This is a genomic window from Roseibium sp. RKSG952, assembly GCF_009711355.1.
In genome coordinates, this window is the sequence record NZ_SMMF01000953.1 from 95673 (window position 1) to 114933 (window position 19261).

The following is a 19261-nucleotide window of genomic DNA, read 5'->3' on the forward strand; positions in this document are numbered from 1 at the left end:
GTTGATCACCTGCGGCTGCGCCGTGAAGTCAGCGGTCGAGTTCACGAATCCGGTCAGCTTGATCACGCGCACCAGCTTTTCGATGTCACCACCGCAAGCGGCTTTGACCTGAGCAAGCAGGTTGATCGCGCAGACTTTCGCCGCCGCTGCGCCCGCGTCGACATCCATGTCATCACCCAGTTTTCCGGTGATCAGATCGTCTGCCTTGGAAATCTGGCCAGATACGTAGACGATATTGCCCACACGAACAAAAGGCACATAGTTCGCTGCTGGCGCAGGTGCGTCCGGCAGGCTGACGCCGAGGCTTTCCAGTTTTGCTGCGATGCTCATTTGATGGTCCTCACCTTAAAATCGACTCGCGCGGACGCTAACCGGGAAGCCCGACTTGGGAAAGCCGGAAACGGCAATTTTACAAATGTACAAGATCTGGGCGTAACTTCTCTTATTCCGGAGTGTTGATCCTGTGTCACTTTACCTCGGTCGGGCATGCGGGTTAAACGCTAGTTGTTTCAATTAGAGTTTGAAACTTCTATGTGACAGCCACTTGAACCCTTGAAGTCCGACCGCAACAGTATTGATTGAAAGCCAGATCATTCACCTCTGGCACCTTGGAGTACAAATATCGTGTCGAGCAGACTCCGTTTGAAGCACCTTATCATTCTGTCCGTTATGACGGTGCTGAGCGCCTGTGCATCGCAACCTGCGGATCAGGCAGCCCGCGGCGAAGTGTTTGACCCTTACGAAAATGCCAATCGCGGAATTCATAAATTCAATCTGGGTGTCGACCGGTTCCTGTTCCGCCCTGCCTCAAAAGGCTATGTGAAGATCGTCCCCGACCCGATGGTGACAAGCTTCAATCATTTCGCCGAAAACATCTCGCTGCCCGGTCAGGCTGTGGATTACCTGCTGCAGGGCAATCCCAAGCAAATGGGTAATGCGCTGTTGCGGTTCGTCATCAACATGACTGTCGGTGGCATTGGCCTGTCCGATCCAGCCAGCGAGCTGAACCTGCCGCCCGTGGATACGGATTTCGGCGAAACCCTGCATGTCTGGGGTTTTGGCGAAGGTGCTTATGTTGAACTGCCGTTTTATGGCCCCTCAACTACCCGTGATGCCGTTGGAGTTGTGGTCAACCTGTTTTCGAATCCGATCAACTTCACCCCGACACGGCCAGCCGACAACCTGGGTGTTTACGCCGAAGTTGTCCGCCGGATGGGGGATCGTGGTCGATTCTCGGATACGGTGGACTCGATCCTGTATGAAAGCGCGGACAGCTATGCTCAGGCAAGGACCATCTACCTGCAAAACCGTCGCTTTGAACTGGCAAGGGATGATGAGGACGCCTATCTGGGTCTGTATGATGACCCCTATGCCGAAACCGGGACCGACCCTGTCAGGGACCCCTACCTAGACCCCTACGAGGACCCCTATGCCGAGTAACCATTTGAACCGTCGTGGTTTTGTCGCCACTGGACTTGCCGGTCTGGCGCTTACAACCCTTTCCCTGCCCGCCTTTGCTCAGACCGAAGCTGAGGCCAAGGCGCTTGTCGTCAGCGTCGTTGATGACATCAATCGGGTAATTGCCTCGGGCAAATCCGAGAAGGCGATGATCCGAGATTTCGAAAAAATCTTCGTGCAATACGCAGATGTGCCGATCATGGCCCGCTATGTGCTGGGGGCTGATGCCCGTTCGGCCAGCCCGTCGCAGCTGAAGCAGTTCACCAATGCGTTTCAGGGTTATATCGCGAACAAATATGGCCGCCGGTTCCGCGAGTTCATCGGCGGTCAGGTCACTGTCCGAAATGCACGCAAGATCAAGGCGGGCTACGAGGTGCGCACCTCGGTCAAGCTTCAGGGCTCGTCCCCGTTTGAGGTGACCTTCCTTGTCTCGGACAAATCGGGGCGTGACAAATTCTTCAACATGTTCATCGAAGGCGTGAATATGCTGCTGACCGAGCGGACCGAGGTTGGCGCCATGCTGGATGCGCGCGGCGGCGATCTGAACCGTCTGATCAAAGATATGAAGAGGGCCAGCTGAACAAAGCTGCGTCTCTTGGAAACCGCCGCACGGTGATCCCGCGCGGCGGTTTCTTTATTTAGTTCAACCGCTCACCAGTTTCCTTGGCAAAGTACGAAACCTTGCTCATGTCAAAGGCGAGGTTCAGCATCTCACCTGCCTGTGCACTGGTCTCGGCGTGCAGTCGTGCGGTGACCTGTTTTCCGCCAAGTTCAGAGACCACGTAAGTGTCCGCCCCGGCCGGTTCGACCATATCAACAAGGCACTCTGCCTCTTGCACCCCTGCACCTGCCCGGAAGCCTGCCTCGGCGATGTCTTCGGGGCGCAGGCCCAGAATGACATCCTGAGGCAGATTCAGATCGCGCGAATCCGTCAGAGTGATTGGTGATCCGGAATCGCGGGCGATCGAGATATGCGTACCGGTCCCATTCCGCTCGGTTCTGGCCGGAATCAGGTTCATCGCAGGTGAGCCCATGAAATCCGCTACGAACAGGTTGGCCGGGTTGTTATAGATCTCGGCCGGGCTGCCGATCTGCTGCACGATGCCGCCTTTTAGCACCACGATCTTAGTGGCCAGCGTCATCGCCTCGATCTGGTCGTGGGTCACGTAGACGATGGAGGCATCCAGTGTTTGGTGCAGCTTCTTGATTTCGGTCCGCATCTCGACCCGCAGTTTGGCGTCGAGGTTTGATAGCGGTTCATCAAACAGGAACAGCTTGGGATCGCGCACCAGCGCTCGGCCCATCGCCACACGCTGCCGCTGTCCACCGGATAACTGGCTTGGGCGCCGGTTCAGCAACTGCTCGATCTGCAGCAGGGATGAGACCTCTTTGAGCTTGGCCTCCTGCGTTGCCGCATCCACGCCGCGCACCTTCATGCCAAAGGTGATATTCTTGGCGACCGACATCGTCGGGTACAAAGCGTATGACTGGAACACCATGGCGATGTCGCGGTCCTTGGGGCTGACATGGGTCATGTCCTTGCCGCCAATGGCCAGTGTCCCACCGGTGATCGGCTCAAGCCCGGCGATGCAGTTCAGCAGGGTGGATTTACCGCAACCCGAGGGGCCGACCAGCACCAGGAAATCGCCCGGTTCGATCGAGATGTTGATGTCTTTCAGAATCTCGGTCGCGCCGTAATTCTTGTAGAGATTGTTGATATCGAGGATGGGAGCCATGGGTTATCCCTTCACGGAACCAGCGGTCAGACCGCGGATGAAATACTTACCGGCAACGACATAGACGAGCAGCGTCGGCAGCCCCGCGATGATCGCGGCGGCCATGTCGACGTTGTATTCTTTGACGCCGGTGGTGGAGTTTACGATGTTGTTGAGCGCAACGGTCACGGGCTGGGTGCCCGCCTGGCTGAACGACACGCCGAACAGGAAGTCGTTCCAGATCTGTGTGAACTGCCAAATGACGGTCACCACGATGATGGGCAGCGACAGCGGCAGGAAGATCGACCAGAAAATCCGCAGGAACCCGGCCCCATCAACGCGGGCCGCCTTGGTCAACTCGGCCGGAATGGTGACGTAGTAGTTGCGGAAGAACAGCGTGGTGAAACCAAGACCATAGATCACGTGGACGAAGATCAGGCCCGGAATGGTCCCGGCAATCCCCATGATCCCCAGCAGACGCGCCATCGGCAGCAGTACAACCTGAAACGGGATGAAGCAGCCGAACAGCATCAGCGAGAAGATGATGTTCGCCCCTTTGAACCGCCACTGCGCCACGACATAGCCGTTCAGCGCACCCAGCAGGGTCGAGATCGCCACCGCAGGCACCGCGATCAGGACCGAGTTCCAGAAATAGGGCCGCAGACCTTCGCACTGGATTCCGGTACAGGCCCCGGACCACGCGGTTTTCCAAGCGTCCAGGCTGACCTCGCGGGGCAGCGACATCAGGCTTCCGGTCCGGATCTCCTCAAGGCTTTTCAGTGAAGTGGTCAACATCACAAAAAGCGGCATGAGGTAATAGAGCGCAAAGAGGCCCAGAAGGACATAGAGCAGCCAGCGCAGGGCGATCTTGCCCATGGCGCTTTGGGTGCGGGTTTGGGGCATCGACAGATCAGTCATTTTTCGCCCTCAGTTCTGAATAGAGATATGGAACCACGATGGCAAAGACGACCAGCATCATGATCATCGCGGAGGAAGCTGCCTGACCGATATCGCCGCGCGAAAAGGCCATGGCGTACATATAGGTTGCCGGCATGTCTGTGGCATAACCCGGGCCGCCGCCGGTCAACGCGATGACAAGGTCAAAGCTTTTGATTGCAAGGTGCGCCAGCACGATGAAAGCAGACAGGAAAATGGGGGCCATTGAGGGGATGATGATCGCTGTGTAGATGCGCCATGTTGGGATACCATCGACCTGCGCGGCCTTGATGATTTCACCATCAACCGAGCGCAACCCGGCAAGGAACAGCGCCATGACAAATCCCGAGCTTTGCCAGATCGCAGCCAGAACAATGGTGTAGATGGCGTAGTCGGGGTTCACCAGCCAATCGAACTCGAAATTCGGAAATCCCCAGCCCAGGACCATCGCCTCGATACCCAGACCCGGGTTGAGGATCCATTTCCATGCGGTGCCGGTTACGATCATCGACAACGCCATAGGGTACAAATAGATGGTGCGAATGGCCCCTTCGACGCGGATCTTCTGATCCAGCAGGATGGCCAGCAACAGGCCCAGCACCATCGCGATTACGATGAACAACGCGCCAAAGATATACAGGTTGTTGATCGCCGTATCCCAACGGGGCGAGTCGAACAGGCGTTCATACTGGATGAATCCTTTGATCTCGTATTTCGGCAGTAGTTTCGATCGGGTCAGCGACACCCACGCGGTCCATCCGATAAATCCGTAGACAAAGATCAATACGGCGATGAACGACGGTGCCAGCACCACCTTGGGCAGGTGGTTTTCCAGCCATTCGGACATTTTTTCCTCCGGGGAAAGATGCTCTGCCCCGCAGTATAGGGGGCAGAGCGTATTGGATCAGTAGCTGTTTGCCACTGCGTCCGCCAATTGCTGAACCGCGTCAGCCGAGGACATATCCGAGTTGAAATGCGCAGTCACAACGTCGGTGATCGCACCAGCCTGCGCACCGCGCAGTGCCATACCATGCGCGTAGGACGGCAGCAGCGAACCACCTGCCGAGGTCGAGCCCATGTCTTCGGCCGAGATTTGCGCGCAGATGTCGAACGCATCCAGTGCAACGTCGGTCCGGGCCGGGATCGAGCCTTTGTTCAGGTTGAACACTTCCTGGAAGTTCGGCGCAACGATCAGCTTGGCCAGCAGTTCCTGACCGGCGCGCTTGTCGTCACCTTCCACGTCGAACATGGCAAAGCTGTCGACGTTGTACAGGTAGCCGTCGCCGGGGGTCGAGGCGCACAGGAAGTCTTCGCCGGGCTTCTTGCCAGCCGCCAGGAATTCACCCTTGGCCCAGTCACCCATGATCTGGAAGGCTGCTTCGCCATTCATCACCATCGCGGTGGCCAGGTTCCAGTCACGGCCCGAGAAATTCTCGTCCACGTAACCACGCAGGGTGCGCATCTGGTCAAAAACCTGAACCATGGTGTCCGAGGTCAGCGCCTCTGGGTCCAGATCGACAAAAGCCTTCTGATAGAATTCAGGTCCGCCAAGACCCAGCGCAACGGCTTCGAACACGGTCGCGTCCTGCCATGCCTGTCCACCATGGGCCAGCGGGATCACACCGGCAGCCTGCAGCTTCTCAGCTGCGGCGTTGAATTCTTCCCATGTGGTGGGCATTTCGATGCCGTTTGCAGCCAGCACGTCGGCGTTTGCCCAGATCCAGTCGATGCGGTGGACGTTCACAGGAGCAGCGCACCATGTGCCTTCGCACATCATGTGACCGGCGATCGATGCAGGCAGTACGTCCGCCCAACCTTCTGCCTCAGCCACGTTCGAGATGTCAGCCAGAACGCCTTCTTCGTACCATTCCTGAATGGCAGGGCCTTTCAACTGAACGGCGGTCGGTGCGTTGCCGGCCAGAACGCGGGCACGCAGCGCGGTCATTGCCGCATCACCACCACCGCCCGCAACGGGCATATCGGTCCAGGTTCCGCCATTCGAGGCAAACTCTTCCTGCAGAACGGCGACCGACTTGGCCTCGCCACCTGATGTCCACCAGTGCAGAACTTCGGCCTGCGGCTCGGCAATAACCGAGGTGCCTGCCACCACGGCCAGAGTCGAAACTGCAGACAGTGCAAAACGTTTCATTTGGTATCCTCCCAGAAACTTCAGTGCCGCCGATCCGGCAGCGATGCGCGATATTACGGGTTGTCGGATACGGTCTGGCAACGCGTAATCTGGGGCAAGACCCAAAGAAGATGGAAATATTCACCCCTTTTGTTACAGCGTGTTACGTTGGCCTTGAATCTGTTGCCGTTCGTTACAATTGACGGCAACGGTTGAGGGGGAACCGGGGAGGATAAGGTGACCATTCCGCGTCTATTGGTGGTGGATGACGATCCGGACATGCGGTCGATGATGACCCAGTTCTTTCAACAAAACGGTTTCATCGCGCTGCCTGCCGCGACGGAAAAGGATGTGCTGACCCATCTGCGTGCGGGCCGGATCGATCTGATCCTGCTGGACGTCATGCTGGGTGACGAAAACGGGGTAGAGATCTGCGCCCGCCTGCGCAACGAACAGGATGTGCCGATTATCTTCGTGTCAGCGCTGTCTGCAGATCATCAGCGTATGGCTGGCTACGAAGTGGGCGCTGACGACTATATTGCCAAACCCTTCAACCCCCAGCTTTTGCTGGCGCGGGTCCGGGCGGTGATGCAGCGCGCAAGACGGACACCATCGCTGGCCTATCGTCGGCGCACCAAAACATTCCACTTTGACGGTTGGGTTTTTGACGGCAAGCGGGATGAGGTACATTCACCTGATGGCTATCTCGTATCCCTGTCCCAGCGTGAGACAGCACTGCTCAAGGTGCTGCTGGCAAATCCCCATATCCCGCTGAAGCGCGATGAAATCGCGGCAGCACTCGACGTTACCGGTAGCGATGACAAGCCCGAGGCTCAGGGTCGCGCGATCGACATGCTGGTGGGTCGTCTGCGATCCAAGATTGAAACCAACCCCAAGGAACCCAGAATGCTGCGCACCGAACGCGGTGTCGGTTACATCTTTTCCGCCGAGGTAACCGTGGAAGAAGATGCATGAACCTGCCACTGCGCCGCCTTGGCTGGATCTGGACACTGGCCGCCTTTGCTGCGGGCCTTTTGTCCGGAGGGCTTTGGTTTACCTCGGCGCAGTCCTGGGATCGATATCTGACACAGTCCTTTGTGGCCGGTTTTGCCGTGTACGAAGAATTACGAACCGGCATGGCTTCGCCACAGGATGTTTCGATTACGCCATTGTCACCGGACGCGGCGGCCTTGGCCGAAGAAGGCAAATTTGAACAAATTCCGGGCTTTTCGGACCGTCGTTTCGTAACCAACCTGTCGATACTGACCGACAGTTCTTCGCCGCTCAGCGGGCGTGAACTGACGCTGGCGGTGATGTCGGACCGGCTGGTCTATCCGGTTTCTGATATTGTTTCGGGCAGCGACCAGACCGGGCCACAAAAGATGGGGAACCTGACCCGGTTGCTGGCGACCTATTGCAGTGAGCCGATCCTGATCGCCAGATTCGGTCGGGGTGACTGGCAGAGTGTCGATGGAACTGCCGTCTGGGGCTGCGAGGCGGCACCAACCGATCTGCGCCTGCCCGCCATATTGATTGCTGTAATCGCGCTTGCCGTCATCCTGACGTCAGTGGGCAACGTGACCGACACATTTGCCCGGTTCGCTCAGGCACTACGGGATCGCAGACGCAGGGGCGGTCCGGACAGCTATGACGCGGACGGCCCCGAGGAATTGCGCGAAATCGTTTCCGCCGTGAATGACCATCTGGACGATGAACGTGCCCAGCTTGAGAAACGTGCAATTGTCCTGTCGGGTGTCAGCCACGATCTCGGCACACCCGCCACCCGGGTACGTCTACGCGCGGCGTTGATCCCGGATGATGAGTTGCGCGAAAAGCTTGAGGCCGATGTAGATCAGATGACCGGCATGATCGAAAGCGTCCTGACCTATACCCGGTCCGAACTCAGCATTGAAGACCCACGCCAGATTTCATTGACTGCTTTAGTCGAATCTCTGGTCGCCGACTATCAGGATATGGACCTTCCGGTTTCGCTGAAACAAGTTGCTCCTGTGGTGGTAGAAGGCGCCCAATCAGTCTTTGCATCCCGGCGCGGGCAGGGATCGCTGCCTGAAACCCGGCGCATTCTGATCATGGGCCGGCCGATCTCCCTCAAACGCGCACTCAGCAACCTTATCGACAATGCGTTGAAATATGGCCGCCATGCCGAAGTTGCATTGGAAACCGATGCGCAGACTGCGACAATCGTCGTAGAAGACAAGGGAACCGATCTGTCTGTCGAGGATGTCGAGGCCCTTATGGCACCGTTCCAACGCGGCTCTAACACAGGCTCTTCGGACGGATTTGGACTGGGCCTGACAATTGCCGCCACCGTAGCCGAACAACACGGCGGGACGCTCAGCTTTGAGGCAGGAGATCAGGGTCTGCGTGCGCGGCTTCGAATTACGCGCCAATAGATCGTCACCTCAGCGCTATGGCACGTAGCTGCGCACCAGCGCTCCGGCGATCAGGGCCCACCCGTCAGCTATGACAAAGAAAGCCAGTTTGAACGGAAGAGATACCGTTGCAGGCGGCACCATCATCATGCCCATCGACATGAGCACGGCAGCAACCACGAGATCTATGATCAGAAACGGCAGAAAAATCAGGAAACCAATTTGAAAGGCGCGCGCAATCTCGGACAGCATAAAGGATGGCATCAGCACCGAAATTGGCGCTTCGGGTGACAGCTGCATCGCCTCACCACCCGGGCGCAGCGCTGCCATCGAATAAAACGTATCGGCATCCAATCGGGCGGCCATGAATTCACGAAACGGAACCAGTGCTCGTTCCAAAGCAGGCTCTACATCAAGCGTTTCTTCGACCATTGGACGAATGCCTGTGTCCCAGGCTTCGGTAAAGACCGGCTCCATTATGAAATAGGTCAGGAACAAAGCGAGGCTGACAATCAGCATGTTAGGTGGTGATTGCTGCAGGCCAATACCTTGTCTCAAAATGGCGAGAACCGTAACGAGAAAGGGAAAGCAGGTGATCATGATTGCCAGACCCGGCGCCAGGCTGAGCACCGTGATCAACAGGATCAACTGTATTGTTCTGGCCGAGATCGAGCCGCCATCACCCAATGACAGGGACAGTTCTTGCGCAGTTGCAAATGAAGGTATCAACAGAAGGCCTGCGAGACCCAGCCAGAACAATTGGCGCATCATCCAATACCGTTCTGCAGGTCAGATATCTCAGTTAAGCGTACGGCGAGCCGGCCTGACTGATCCCCCTCAAGCTCCTCCAACAAGCCGCGCGCGACCAGTTGATCGCCAACATATAGATCCACCGGATCTTCTATGCGTTTGTCCAGCGTGAGCACGGCATTCTCACCCATGTTCAGCAGATCGCGGATCAGAGGACGGGCGCGCCCAACGGACACGGTGACTTCGATCGGCACAGCTTCGAACGGGTTCTTTTCAGTTTTTGGTGTCTGAGGGTCACTCATTTGACAAAGCCTCTTTTGCTTCATGGAGATATGCATCGAACGCCTGCGCAATGGTGGACAGCAACGCACTATTATCGACCGCACGCCGTGCCGTACCAACCTGCAGCCGAGCCTGCCCCGGCCGCAACGAAGGGTCTTCGATCACTTGTGGGGATGGTGAAAGCGCGTCAGGCACCAGGTTCTGCACCGCTTCTGATGAACCTTCAGGCACCACAAGCTGCATGGGTTGGCCAATCTGATCCTGTGCCATTTGGCATAGCTGCTCGACGATCTGTGTTGCAAAGCTTCGATCGACCATTTCTGGCAAGATCATACTTGTTAGACTCTGAAACATCGGCTCCAGAGACAACGCCATTCGTGTCATTGCCTCGTGATAAGTAAAGGACACATCCTCGAGTGATCTTGCCAGCTCATCCGTGAGGCGCCCGCTCTGCTGTTCCTGCGCCTTTATCGCGTCTTCCCATCCGGCACCGTAGCCGTTTTCAAAAGCAGCCAGCCGCTGTTCTTCCAGCGCGTCTTCATCCAGCAGATGAACTGCGGCACCGTCGGACTGGGCCGTGAAATCTTCAAGGAGATGAGCTATGGACATCACACCTTCTCCTCGCTTTCCTCAAGCCAGCTGCGCAGGATCTCAACCGTTTCTTCCTGCTTGTCACCAATCATCGCACGCAGGCGATCCACGGCATCCTCGCCTTTGGCTGAGGGAAGTGCGGGTACGCCTGCCTCTGCTTGCGCCTGACCCGGCAACGGAACGAATTCTGATGATTCATCTGCTGCAATCTCACCCGTCAGATAGGGCGCGGCCTCACCATCGGGTGCGCCGCCAGCAGGTAGCAATGCAGGTACGACAGCTTGCTTGGATAGAATCGGACGGATCACAAACAGTGCCAGAACCAACGTGACCAGTGCCAGAACCGCTATTTGAATCAAGGACATGACGTCGAGGTGAATTCGGCTCAAAAGTGAAGATGACGCCAATGTGCCCTGTGGTTCAACCGCCGGAAGGTCGAGGGATTTGAGCGTAATCACATCACCCCTTTCGGCATCGAAACCAACGGCAGAGGCGACGAGCTCACCCAAGGCATCCAGTTCGGCCTGCGGCATAGGAACGAATGTCTCGACACCTGCGGCATCAACGGTTCGTTCCCCATTGACCAATACCGCTACGGTCAACCTCTTGATCGCACCCGGGGCACGATGCACTTCAAGCTCGGTTTCGGAGATTTCATAATTCACCCGTTCGCGCGTTTGGGTGGCGTTCGAGTTCGATTCATCCCCTCCGGATCCATCGCCATCCGGCAAATTCGACGCAACGGTGACATCAGAGGATTGGTTGCGTGCGCTGTCCGACCTTTCCTCAACATCTGTACTGATCGCTACGCGACCTTTTGGATCAATGCGTCGTTCGCGTATGGATTCGGTTTCGGTCACAGTATCTACACTGACTTCGACAACCGCATTCCCGGCGCCAACACGCGCTTCGACCAGGCGCATCACTCTTTCTCGCAGCTGGCGCGCCCTGTCATCGGCAGTATCGGCGGCAACTGCAGTCTCCTGAGGTCCGATCACTGTGCCATTCGAGTCGATCACCGAGACGTTTTCCGGGGCCAAACCGCTAACTGCCGAAGAAACCAGAAACCGGATTGCCTTGGCCTGATCGCCCGTGATCTGGCCACCTGAAGGCACTAAATAGACCGACGCCGTTGGTGACACGCTGCGCTGAAACGGATTGGCTGATCCGTTCGCAATGTGAACGCGCGCCTGGCTGACATAGGAACTGCCCACGATGGTGCGCGCCAGCTCGCCTTCCTTTGCGCGCCAGTATGCAGCGTCGAACATCTGTGACGTGGTGCCAAATCCGCTGAGGGAATCGAGCAGTTCGTAGCCACGATTTCCGTTAGCGGGTAGGCCCTCGCTCGCCAGCGTCATACGCAATTCGTCACGCTGCGCCCCGGGCACATAGATTGAGCCGCCTCTGATTTCGTAAGTAACCCCGCGCTGATCAAGCGCACGTACGATATCGCCGGCGGCGCCGCTTTCGAGCCCGGCGTATAGCAGTGTCATCGACGGCGCAGTCACCAGACGCGACATGCCGAGGATACCAAGAAACACCAGCGCTACGGCGCCAGCGACGATAATTTGTTTGCGCCTGTCCAAACTTGCCCAGACAGTTCCGATCTGCTGCACGCTCACCTCCGACTCGCCGACATTCTGTGCGGCTCTGCCTCTGTTTGGACGATTGCCCTTAACAATCGGTTAGTCCCTGCGGGGTTATGACAGTTGCCGAACAGATCGATGAGGACGTCATGACTGACGCAGCTATGGATGAGGCGGAAGCCTCCGAAAAATCAGGGAAAAAAGGGCTTATTGCAGGCGTTGTCCTGGCCTTGGCCGGGGCTGCGGGCGGATACTTCCTGACCACGTCGGGTGTATTGCCAATTGGCGGGAAAGCAGATGTTGAGGCGGCCAATGAGAATGCCGATAGCACGCCTGTAAAGGCCTTACCTGCTGTCGGTTTCGTCGATCTTCCACCGGTGATTGTCTCGGTAAATGCCGGTGATTCCCGTCATCTGAAATTCCACGCTCAGCTGGAGGTGAATGCCAAGTACATCGCCGACGTGGAAAAGATGCAGCCCCGAATCATGGATGTGTTGAACGGGTATCTTCGCGCGCTCGAGATCTCGGATCTTGAGGATTCGCTGGCCCTGATCCGCATCCGCGGACATCTGCTGCGGCGCATCGCCATCGTCACCGGCGAAGGTCGCGTGCGCGATGTTTTGGTTATGGAATTCGTACTGAACTAGGAGACGAAGTTGGAACTTATCGCGGACATTCTGCTGGTCGCAGGCGCGCTTGGGGCGGGTCTGTACTGCTTTGTTCTGGCCCGGCGCCTGAAACGATTTACTGATCTGGAAAAGGGCGTGGGCGGAGCTGTATCGGTTCTGTCAGCGCAGGCTGAGGAGCTGAAAAATTCGCTCGAATCGGCCCGACATGCATCGGATCAGTCCGGTCTCACACTGCAGGATCTGACACAGCGGGCGGAATCTGTTGCCCAGCGCCTGGAACTGATGATGGCATCGATGCACGATGTGATTCCTGAAGACTCCATAGATGAAAATACCCTCTCGGCTGAGGCTGAACCGGCAGAAGAGTCGGAAGAAGAATCTGCTGAAACAGAGACTAACATTGAATATTTCAGAGAAAATCAGGAGCCTGAGCCCCCTGCCAAAGAGGCCACAAAGCCTCCCGAAGGGCTGATGTTCTTTCGCCACGCACCGCAGCTAGACGAGGCCAGCAGATGAGGCGGAACAGAAAGGGCAAATTAGGCCGTCAGCGCAGCGGCGTTCTGACATTGATATCAGCCCTGATGATCGGCTCCGCCGTTATTCGGTTGAGCCTGGAGGCCGGACCCGCTCTGGCGCGCAGCGATCAGCCAGGATCGACATCGCAACCTCAATCCCAACAATCGGGGTTTGAAGAACAGGAACTACAAGTCGTGCTGACCGAATTGCTGCGGCGTGAAGAGGCAATCGAGAGGCGTGAAAAGATCGTGGAGGATCGCGAGAAGGCTTTGGAAATAGCCGATCTGGCCATTGCAGGACGGTTGATCACACTACGCGAGGCGGAAGATGCGCTTCGCGCAACTGTTGCAGTCGCCGATAACGCCGCCGAGGCAGATCTGACCCGACTTACTGATGTCTATCAGAACATGAAGCCGAAAGACGCCGCGGCGTTGTTTGAGACGATGGATCCGATTTTCGCAGCCGGTTTCATGTCTCGTATGCCGCCCGATACAGCCGCTGGTGTCATGGCCGGTTTAAACCCCGAAGCCGCCTATACCATCAGTGTTGTAATGGCCGGGCGCAACGCGCTGGCTCCGAAGGAGTGACGCCTGTGTCTTCCAAACCCTCAGTTCGCGCCATTGGAGATCGTATATGCTTGGGATCGTAGGTATTGTCGTCATTTTTGTGATGGTGTTCGGCGGATATCTGGCTGCTGGCGGCAAAATGGCCATCATCATGAAATCGCTGCCCTTTGAAATGATGATGATTGGAGGCGCTGCAGTCGGCGCGTTCATGATCAGTAACGATTTTGGCGGGGTCAAGCACACCGCCAAGGACATCGGAAAAGTGTTCAAGGGGCCGAAATGGAAACCCGAAGACTATCGAGATCTGTTGTGCCTATTGTTTTCACTGATCCGCATCGCACGGGCAAATCCCGTTGAGTTAGAGCAACATATCGAAGATCCCGAGAGCTCTTCGCTGTTTTCCACGTACCCAAAAATTCAGGCCGATCGCGAAGCTGTTGACCTGATCTGCGACACGATGCGCTCAGCCTCGATGAATTATGATGATCCGCATCAGGTTGAGGAGGTTTTGGAGAAGCGGATGGAGGCAAACTTCCATCACGCGATGCACTCCAGCCATGCGCTACAGACTGTGGCAGACGGCCTGCCAGCGTTGGGTATCGTTGCTGCTGTTCTTGGTGTGATCAAGACGATGGGATCAATCGACCAGCCCCCGGAAGTTCTAGGCAAGCTGATCGGTGGTGCTCTTGTCGGCACATTTTTGGGTGTATTCCTGGCCTACGGGCTGGTGGGTCCGTTCGCGGGAAAGGTGAAGGCCGTCGTTGAAGAGGACAACCACTTCTACCAACTGATCAAAGAGGTTCTGGTAGCCAACCTGCATAACCACAACACTGCAATGTGTATCGAAGTTGGACGCCAGAATACTCCGACGCATAACCGACCCGGATTTACCGAGCTCGAAGATGCGCTGAAAGAACTGAAACAGGCGGCAGCATGATCAGGAAATGTGTCCTCTCGTTTATCCTGGTCTTTTCCGCAACATGTGCAAATGCACAGGAAGTCCGAGTGCGCTCGGGTGAGCATGACGGCTTTACAAGGCTGGTCCTTCAGATACCGCCCAAGACAGGTTGGACGCTAACTCACGAAAAAGATGGTGCCCGGATAGATGTTGAGCTTGATGGCGTCACATACAACACCAACTCGGTGTTTTCACGGCTGTCCGAAAACCGCCTGAAATCGCTGTCACAAGAGAAACCGGGTACAGCTCTTGAAATGGAGTTTGGGTGTGCCTGCGCCGCATCGGCCTTTTTGTTCAGGGATAACATGATCGTCGTTGATATCGCGCCCGGTGAGCCCTCGCTGTCCGTGACCCAAGACCTCCCTCCGATGGTTTTGCTGCCTGATCTGCAGTTAGACGATGAATCAGAGATCGAAGAAACACCTGACCCCGTGCCATCGCTGCAATTGAATGGCCGAGCGTTAGAGGATCAACTGATGTCGCGAATGCTGCAGGGAGCTGACCGTGAGATCGTCGATCTGCAGCTTTCCGATATTGGTCCAAGATCAACAGAAAAGGTCGCGCCAGGCAATATTCTGGAAGACTTGCCAGCAAACGTAATGGTCTCATCCGTTCTGGATGAACTTCGCGGGCTCGAAGGGCTGTCTTTACCGCAGATCGAAACGCAGCCCGCCTGTATTTCGGATACTGACCTGGGGTTTATTTCGTGGTCTGATGGACGCCCGTTTCCGGAACAGATTGCAGAGCTGCGGACCGGTTTGTTTCTGGAGTTCGATCACATCGATACAGAACGGGTCGAGAAGCTGGCCCAGCTTTACGCCTATCATGGCTATGGGGCTGAAGCGGTTCAAACGCTCGAACTACTTGCGAACGCCCCTTCAAACAGCGCGTGGATCATTGCGATTTCCAATCTGGTAGACGGTCGACCCCAGTCAGAGCCGAACCCGTTTCAAAGCCTCCAGAGGTGCGAGGGTGACGCGGCTTTGTGGGCGCTGTTAACCGAGGGGGATTTGCATCCCGATGCGCAGCTTTCTTCGATCGAACAATCCTTTGCGAGGCTGCCGGACCATCTGAGGCGTTCGTTGGGGCCCGAGCTTTCCGAGATTCTGGTCAACGCCGAGGAATTGGAAGCAGCCCGCCGTGTCTTACGTTCAGTCGATCGTATCGATGCGGACTCGCAGCCAAAGGTTACGTTGGCTAAAGCAGATGTTGCAGAAGCTGCCGGTGACAAGGCTGAAAGCGAGGTATTGCTGTCCGAAGTCATTCAGGCCTCAGAGTCGGATTTGGAAACCCCATTGGCTTTGGCGCGTTTGGTGGAAAAGCGCTGGTCGGATCGTGGAGCCATAACCTCTGAAGAACTTGAACTGGTGGCTGGATTTGCCATCCAGCTCAGACGATCAGAAATAGGCTCTGTTATGGCGCAAAGTCATGCAGTCGCTCTTGGTTTGAATCAGGAGTTTGGCCCTGCCATAGAACTGATCCGGGCACATCCGGAAGACAAAGATTGGGCTGGGGCTACAAACCGCGTGATGCATTTGTTGTCCGAACGCGCGGATGACGTGACATTCTTGCGCTACGCCCTGAACCTTCGTTCGGTGTCGAGTGACACGTTGGAAACCGAAACAGCAATAGCGCTGTCGGAGCGTCTTGCAGAGCTTGGTTTTGCCTCTCAGGCCTATGCGCTTGCGAACCGGCAACAGGATCGGATCAAACGGAAAGACAGAGCCAGACTTCGCGCCCGCGCCGCATTGTTGCAGGGGCAACCTCATCGGGCATTACTGGAGATTGCAGAGGATGACTCTGATGAGGCGCAGCTCCTGCGTGCCTGGGCCCTTGCAGACGCCGCAGACCTCTCTGCTGCAGCTTCGCTGCTTCGCGCGACTGGTGAGACTGATGAAGCGGACCGTCTGTTCTGGCTCGCAGGACAGGCAGATGATATCAAAGGTACATCTTCGAGCAAATTTGGAACGTTGAGTGAACTGGATCAGGCCCTGGCCCAGCCGGTTTCGCGTTCACCGGGCACTCCACTCTCTGATGCGAAAACTCTGCTGGCAGACAGTGAATTGGCCCGTGAGCGGATAGAGGAGTTACTCACGATCGCGGCCGCTCAGTAATGAACAAGGAACACAGCTGGCCGGAACAGGTGTCTTTCCGGCCAGTCTTCAACTCAATCAGTAAGGCGCTTCCACGTCATTCATCGAAACATAGACAGTTTTCATTTCACTGAAATGGTTGATCGCCAGTTTCGAGTTTTCACGACCCACGCCCGACATTTTCGACCCACCAAATGGCGCTTCGACCGGGGCAAGGTTGTAGGTGTTGATGTAGCAGGTTCCCGCCTCGAAACCGGCCACGATGCGGTGCGCACGCGTCACATCATTGGTAAACACACCAGCCGCCAATCCAAACTCGGTGTCATTGGCCCTGGCCAGAACCTCTTCTTCGGTTTCGAAATCCAGCACTGACATCACAGGGCCAAAGATTTCTTCGCGGGCAATGGCCATATCGTCGGTCACGTCTGCAAACACAGTTGGTTGCATATAAAAGCCGTCGCCTTCGATGCGTTCGCCACCATAAACAAGGCGCGCGCCCTCTGACTTGCCCTTTTCGACATAGCCCAAAGCGATGTTCATCTGATTTTCGCTGACCATCGGACCGAAATTGACTTCTTCATCCAACGGATCGCCGATTTTCGCTGTCGCCAGACGCTCTGACAGGCGCTTCAGGAAGGCTTCTTTGATCCCTTTCTGAACAAACACGCGCGTGCCGTTCGAGCAAACCTGACCCGACGAATAGAAATTGCCCAGGATCGCGCCCGAAACAGCGTTTTCGATGTCAGCATCAGCGAACACGATCATCGGGGATTTGCCGCCCAGTTCCATGGTGACATGCTTCATGCCGTCTGCTGCAGCTGCATAGACCTTACGGCCAGTCGGGACAGATCCAGTGAGCGAGACCTTCGCAACGCGCGCATCGGTCACCAGCGAAGCACCGACATCGCCGTAACCCTGAATAACGTTATAGACACCTTTGGGGGCGCCAGCTTCGATCAGGATCTCGGCAACCTGCAATGCAGACAATGGCGTAGTCTCAGACGGCTTGAACACCATTGTGTTTCCACAAGCCAGGGCCGGGGCACCTTTCCAGCAGGCGATCTGGGTCGGATAGTTCCAAGCTCCAATCCCGACGCAGACGCCCAGCGCCTCACGGATCGTGTAGACGAAGTCTCCGCCACCCAGCGGGATGTGCTCACCGGTTAACGAGGCGGCCATTCCGCCAAAATACTCCAGCGCGTCCGCGCCGGAGGTAGCATCCGCCACCAGCGTCTCTTGCAGGGGTTTGCCGGTATCATGGGTTTCGATAATGGAAAGCTCGCGGTTGCGTTCACGCATGATATCAGCGGCCCGGCGCAGGACACGGCCGCGCTCGGTTCCGGACATCGCAGCCCATTCAGCCTGTGCTGCTTTTGCACTGTTTAGAGCCTGATCCACGATTGCGGGTGTCGCGGAGTGCAGCCTCGCAATCACCTCGCCCGTTGCGGGATAGATTACATCAATGGGTGCGCCGCTGGTGTCCTCAACGTATTCGCCGTTGATGAAATGGCTGGCCTTGGGCTGAAACTTCATGCCGGGTCCTTTTCTTTGCAAACGCGCCCGATCCATCGGGGCGACAGTAACAGTTCAATTCGCAGGTAATGGTTATTGATTGACCAGTCAATAAAACACTGCGACCGGCGAGAACTTGCCTGTAAAACATGCCCCCCTCTTGAAATGAATGGTTAATGTTCCATTTATGTTCTACATAGTCAGAGGATAAACCGATGGCCCAAGCAACACGCAAATTGGCCCCGAACGGGCCTACGAACGACTACCATCTTCTTCCGGTCACCGACCGCCAGATGCGCTATGCCCGCGCCATCGCAGAACAGACGGCTTTGGAGATACCGGTTGAAGCGCAGCGTGACCGCAGATCAATGTCGGATTGGATTTCGGCGAACAAGCCTCATGACCCTTCGCCGTTTGCGAGCTATCCAACCGGCAAACAAGTTGCGTTTGCCGAGCGTATCTCGCGCTCGAAACGTCGGCCGATTCCGTCGGAGTGTTTTCGAGACAAGCAGCTGATGTCGCAGTGGATTGACCACAACAAATAGGTTTCTTGAGCTAATTTCTCTGAATTAGTGCCTGTGATGGCCGTGAGATCGGCCATACAGACCCACTGCGGCAGCAACAAACAATCCCAACAATATGTAGCCGGTTATTGCCTCGGCCACGGCCAGTGCCCGGCACATTCCAACAGGTCGCAGATCGCCAAAGCCCACCGTAGTGAATGTGACATACGAGAAATAGAGAACATCTGCCGGACCATTGGCTCCGGTCACACACACATCATCGTAGCCGAACGAGCCGTAAACAGCGGCAAACAGGAACGGCACGACCTGGATGAATGAGATCCCCATCAGCATCAGCTGCCGCTTGGGCGATCTGACGAGGCTGATATGATACCAGGCCTGAGAAATGAGCCAGACAATGAGGCCAAGCGTGGCTATGCCCCCAACAGTATCACCTGCCGTGGTTTCATTCAGGTGAGACAGAGCATACCAGGCGACAAAGCTGACCAGAACCAGCACGGATGCCGCGATAATCGTCGGCTTCCAATCCTGTAGTGTCGATGGATCCTGCGGCATGATCTTTCCCTAACGATGCGTACCGCGGAACATCATTCTATGGCTGCGCCAAGACCGCAACCCTTTAAG

The 19261-nt window shown here is 56.4% G+C and carries 21 protein-coding genes; 10 read left to right on the forward strand and 11 right to left on the reverse strand.

Annotated elements, in window-relative coordinates; genetic code table 11:
* The coding region (locus E1297_RS35255) for a RidA family protein (protein ID WP_155146567.1) at nt 1-330 on the reverse strand (330 nt) is incomplete at its 3' end.
* Between the two features lie 294 nt (nt 331-624).
* On the opposite strand from E1297_RS35255, the gene E1297_RS35260 reads away from it, so the two are divergent.
* Complete coding sequence (locus tag E1297_RS35260; protein ID WP_209016196.1) at nt 625-1440, forward strand: VacJ family lipoprotein; 816 nt, start codon at nt 625-627, stop codon at nt 1438-1440.
* Entirely contained in the window at nt 1430-2038 is a 609-nt protein-coding gene (locus E1297_RS35265) for a phospholipid-binding protein MlaC (RefSeq protein WP_155146454.1), read from the forward strand. The genes E1297_RS35260 and E1297_RS35265 overlap by 11 nt, the downstream gene beginning before the upstream one ends.
* A gap of 58 nt (nt 2039-2096) precedes the next feature.
* Here E1297_RS35265 and E1297_RS35270 read toward each other — a convergent pair whose 3' ends face one another.
* The 4 genes from E1297_RS35270 to E1297_RS35285 are packed head-to-tail and all read right to left on the reverse strand — an operon-like array spanning nt 2097 to nt 6258.
* On the reverse strand, nt 2097-3194 hold the full coding sequence (locus E1297_RS35270; protein ID WP_155146456.1) for an ABC transporter ATP-binding protein: 1098 nt from the start codon (nt 3192-3194) through the stop codon (nt 2097-2099).
* A gap of 3 nt (nt 3195-3197) precedes the next feature.
* Nucleotides 3198-4049, reverse strand: coding sequence for a carbohydrate ABC transporter permease (locus tag E1297_RS35275; RefSeq protein WP_244327997.1), 852 nt, complete (start codon nt 4047-4049; stop codon nt 3198-3200).
* 34 nt (nt 4050-4083) lie between these two features.
* A complete protein-coding gene (locus E1297_RS35280; protein WP_155146460.1) occupies nt 4084-4956 on the reverse strand; it encodes a carbohydrate ABC transporter permease in 873 nt (290 codons plus the stop codon).
* A gap of 57 nt (nt 4957-5013) precedes the next feature.
* A complete protein-coding gene (locus E1297_RS35285; protein WP_155146462.1) occupies nt 5014-6258 on the reverse strand; it encodes an ABC transporter substrate-binding protein in 1245 nt (414 codons plus the stop codon).
* A gap of 216 nt (nt 6259-6474) precedes the next feature.
* Here E1297_RS35285 and E1297_RS35290 point away from each other — a divergent pair, with 216 nt between their 5' ends.
* Together E1297_RS35290 and E1297_RS35295 are read left to right on the forward strand one after the other, a co-directional pair.
* Nucleotides 6475-7212, forward strand: a complete 738-nt coding sequence (locus E1297_RS35290; RefSeq protein WP_209016197.1) for a response regulator transcription factor — start codon at nt 6475-6477, stop codon at nt 7210-7212.
* Nucleotides 7209-8651 (forward strand): HAMP domain-containing sensor histidine kinase, encoded by a 1443-nt coding sequence (locus E1297_RS35295; RefSeq protein WP_155146464.1) that lies wholly within the window; start codon nt 7209-7211, stop codon nt 8649-8651. Before E1297_RS35290 ends, E1297_RS35295 begins: the two co-directional genes overlap by 4 nt.
* A 15-nt stretch (nt 8652-8666) precedes the next feature.
* Here the strand turns inward: E1297_RS35295 and fliP are convergent, their stop codons facing one another.
* Genes fliP through fliF form a run of 4 tightly spaced genes read right to left on the reverse strand, consistent with a single transcriptional unit; the run spans nt 8667 to nt 11869 of the window.
* Nucleotides 8667-9401, reverse strand: coding sequence for a flagellar type III secretion system pore protein FliP (fliP, locus tag E1297_RS35300; protein WP_155146465.1), 735 nt, complete (start codon nt 9399-9401; stop codon nt 8667-8669).
* A complete protein-coding gene (locus tag E1297_RS35305) occupies nt 9398-9682 on the reverse strand; it encodes a FliM/FliN family flagellar motor C-terminal domain-containing protein (protein WP_155146467.1) in 285 nt (94 codons plus the stop codon). The genes fliP and E1297_RS35305 overlap by 4 nt, the downstream gene beginning before the upstream one ends.
* A complete protein-coding gene (locus E1297_RS35310) occupies nt 9675-10271 on the reverse strand; it encodes an ABC transporter ATP-binding protein (protein ID WP_155146469.1) in 597 nt (198 codons plus the stop codon). The genes E1297_RS35305 and E1297_RS35310 overlap by 8 nt, the downstream gene beginning before the upstream one ends.
* A complete protein-coding gene (gene fliF, locus E1297_RS35315; RefSeq protein ID WP_209016198.1) occupies nt 10271-11869 on the reverse strand; it encodes a flagellar basal-body MS-ring/collar protein FliF in 1599 nt (532 codons plus the stop codon). Before fliF ends, E1297_RS35310 begins: the two co-directional genes overlap by 1 nt.
* 119 nt (nt 11870-11988) lie before the next feature.
* On the opposite strand from fliF, the gene fliL reads away from it, so the two are divergent.
* Genes fliL through E1297_RS35340 form a run of 5 tightly spaced genes read left to right on the forward strand, consistent with a single transcriptional unit; the run spans nt 11989 to nt 16622 of the window.
* Nucleotides 11989-12486 carry a flagellar basal body-associated protein FliL gene (gene fliL / locus E1297_RS35320; RefSeq protein WP_196223474.1) on the forward strand — a complete coding sequence of 166 codons (498 nt, stop codon included), beginning with the start codon at nt 11989-11991 and terminating at the stop codon, nt 12484-12486.
* Between the two features lie 9 nt (nt 12487-12495).
* Nucleotides 12496-12984, forward strand: coding sequence for a hypothetical protein (locus tag E1297_RS35325; protein ID WP_155146474.1), 489 nt, complete (start codon nt 12496-12498; stop codon nt 12982-12984).
* Complete coding sequence (locus E1297_RS35330; RefSeq protein ID WP_155146476.1) at nt 12981-13571, forward strand: MotE family protein; 591 nt, start codon at nt 12981-12983, stop codon at nt 13569-13571. Before E1297_RS35325 ends, E1297_RS35330 begins: the two co-directional genes overlap by 4 nt.
* 46 nt (nt 13572-13617) lie before the next feature.
* Nucleotides 13618-14487, forward strand: coding sequence for a flagellar motor stator protein MotA (motA, locus tag E1297_RS35335; protein ID WP_155146479.1), 870 nt, complete (start codon nt 13618-13620; stop codon nt 14485-14487).
* Nucleotides 14484-16622, forward strand: a complete 2139-nt coding sequence (locus E1297_RS35340; protein ID WP_155146481.1) for a hypothetical protein — start codon at nt 14484-14486, stop codon at nt 16620-16622. The genes motA and E1297_RS35340 overlap by 4 nt, the downstream gene beginning before the upstream one ends.
* A 57-nt stretch (nt 16623-16679) precedes the next feature.
* Here E1297_RS35340 and betB read toward each other — a convergent pair whose 3' ends face one another.
* Complete coding sequence (gene betB / locus E1297_RS35345; protein ID WP_155146483.1) at nt 16680-18134, reverse strand: betaine-aldehyde dehydrogenase; 1455 nt, start codon at nt 18132-18134, stop codon at nt 16680-16682.
* 194 nt (nt 18135-18328) lie between these two features.
* Between betB and E1297_RS35350 the strand changes: the two genes are divergently transcribed.
* A complete protein-coding gene (locus E1297_RS35350; RefSeq protein ID WP_155146484.1) occupies nt 18329-18658 on the forward strand; it encodes a hypothetical protein in 330 nt (109 codons plus the stop codon).
* 24 nt (nt 18659-18682) lie between these two features.
* Here E1297_RS35350 and E1297_RS35355 read toward each other — a convergent pair whose 3' ends face one another.
* A complete protein-coding gene (locus E1297_RS35355) occupies nt 18683-19192 on the reverse strand; it encodes a potassium channel family protein (protein WP_155146485.1) in 510 nt (169 codons plus the stop codon).
* Between the last annotated feature and the right edge of the window lie 69 nt (nt 19193-19261).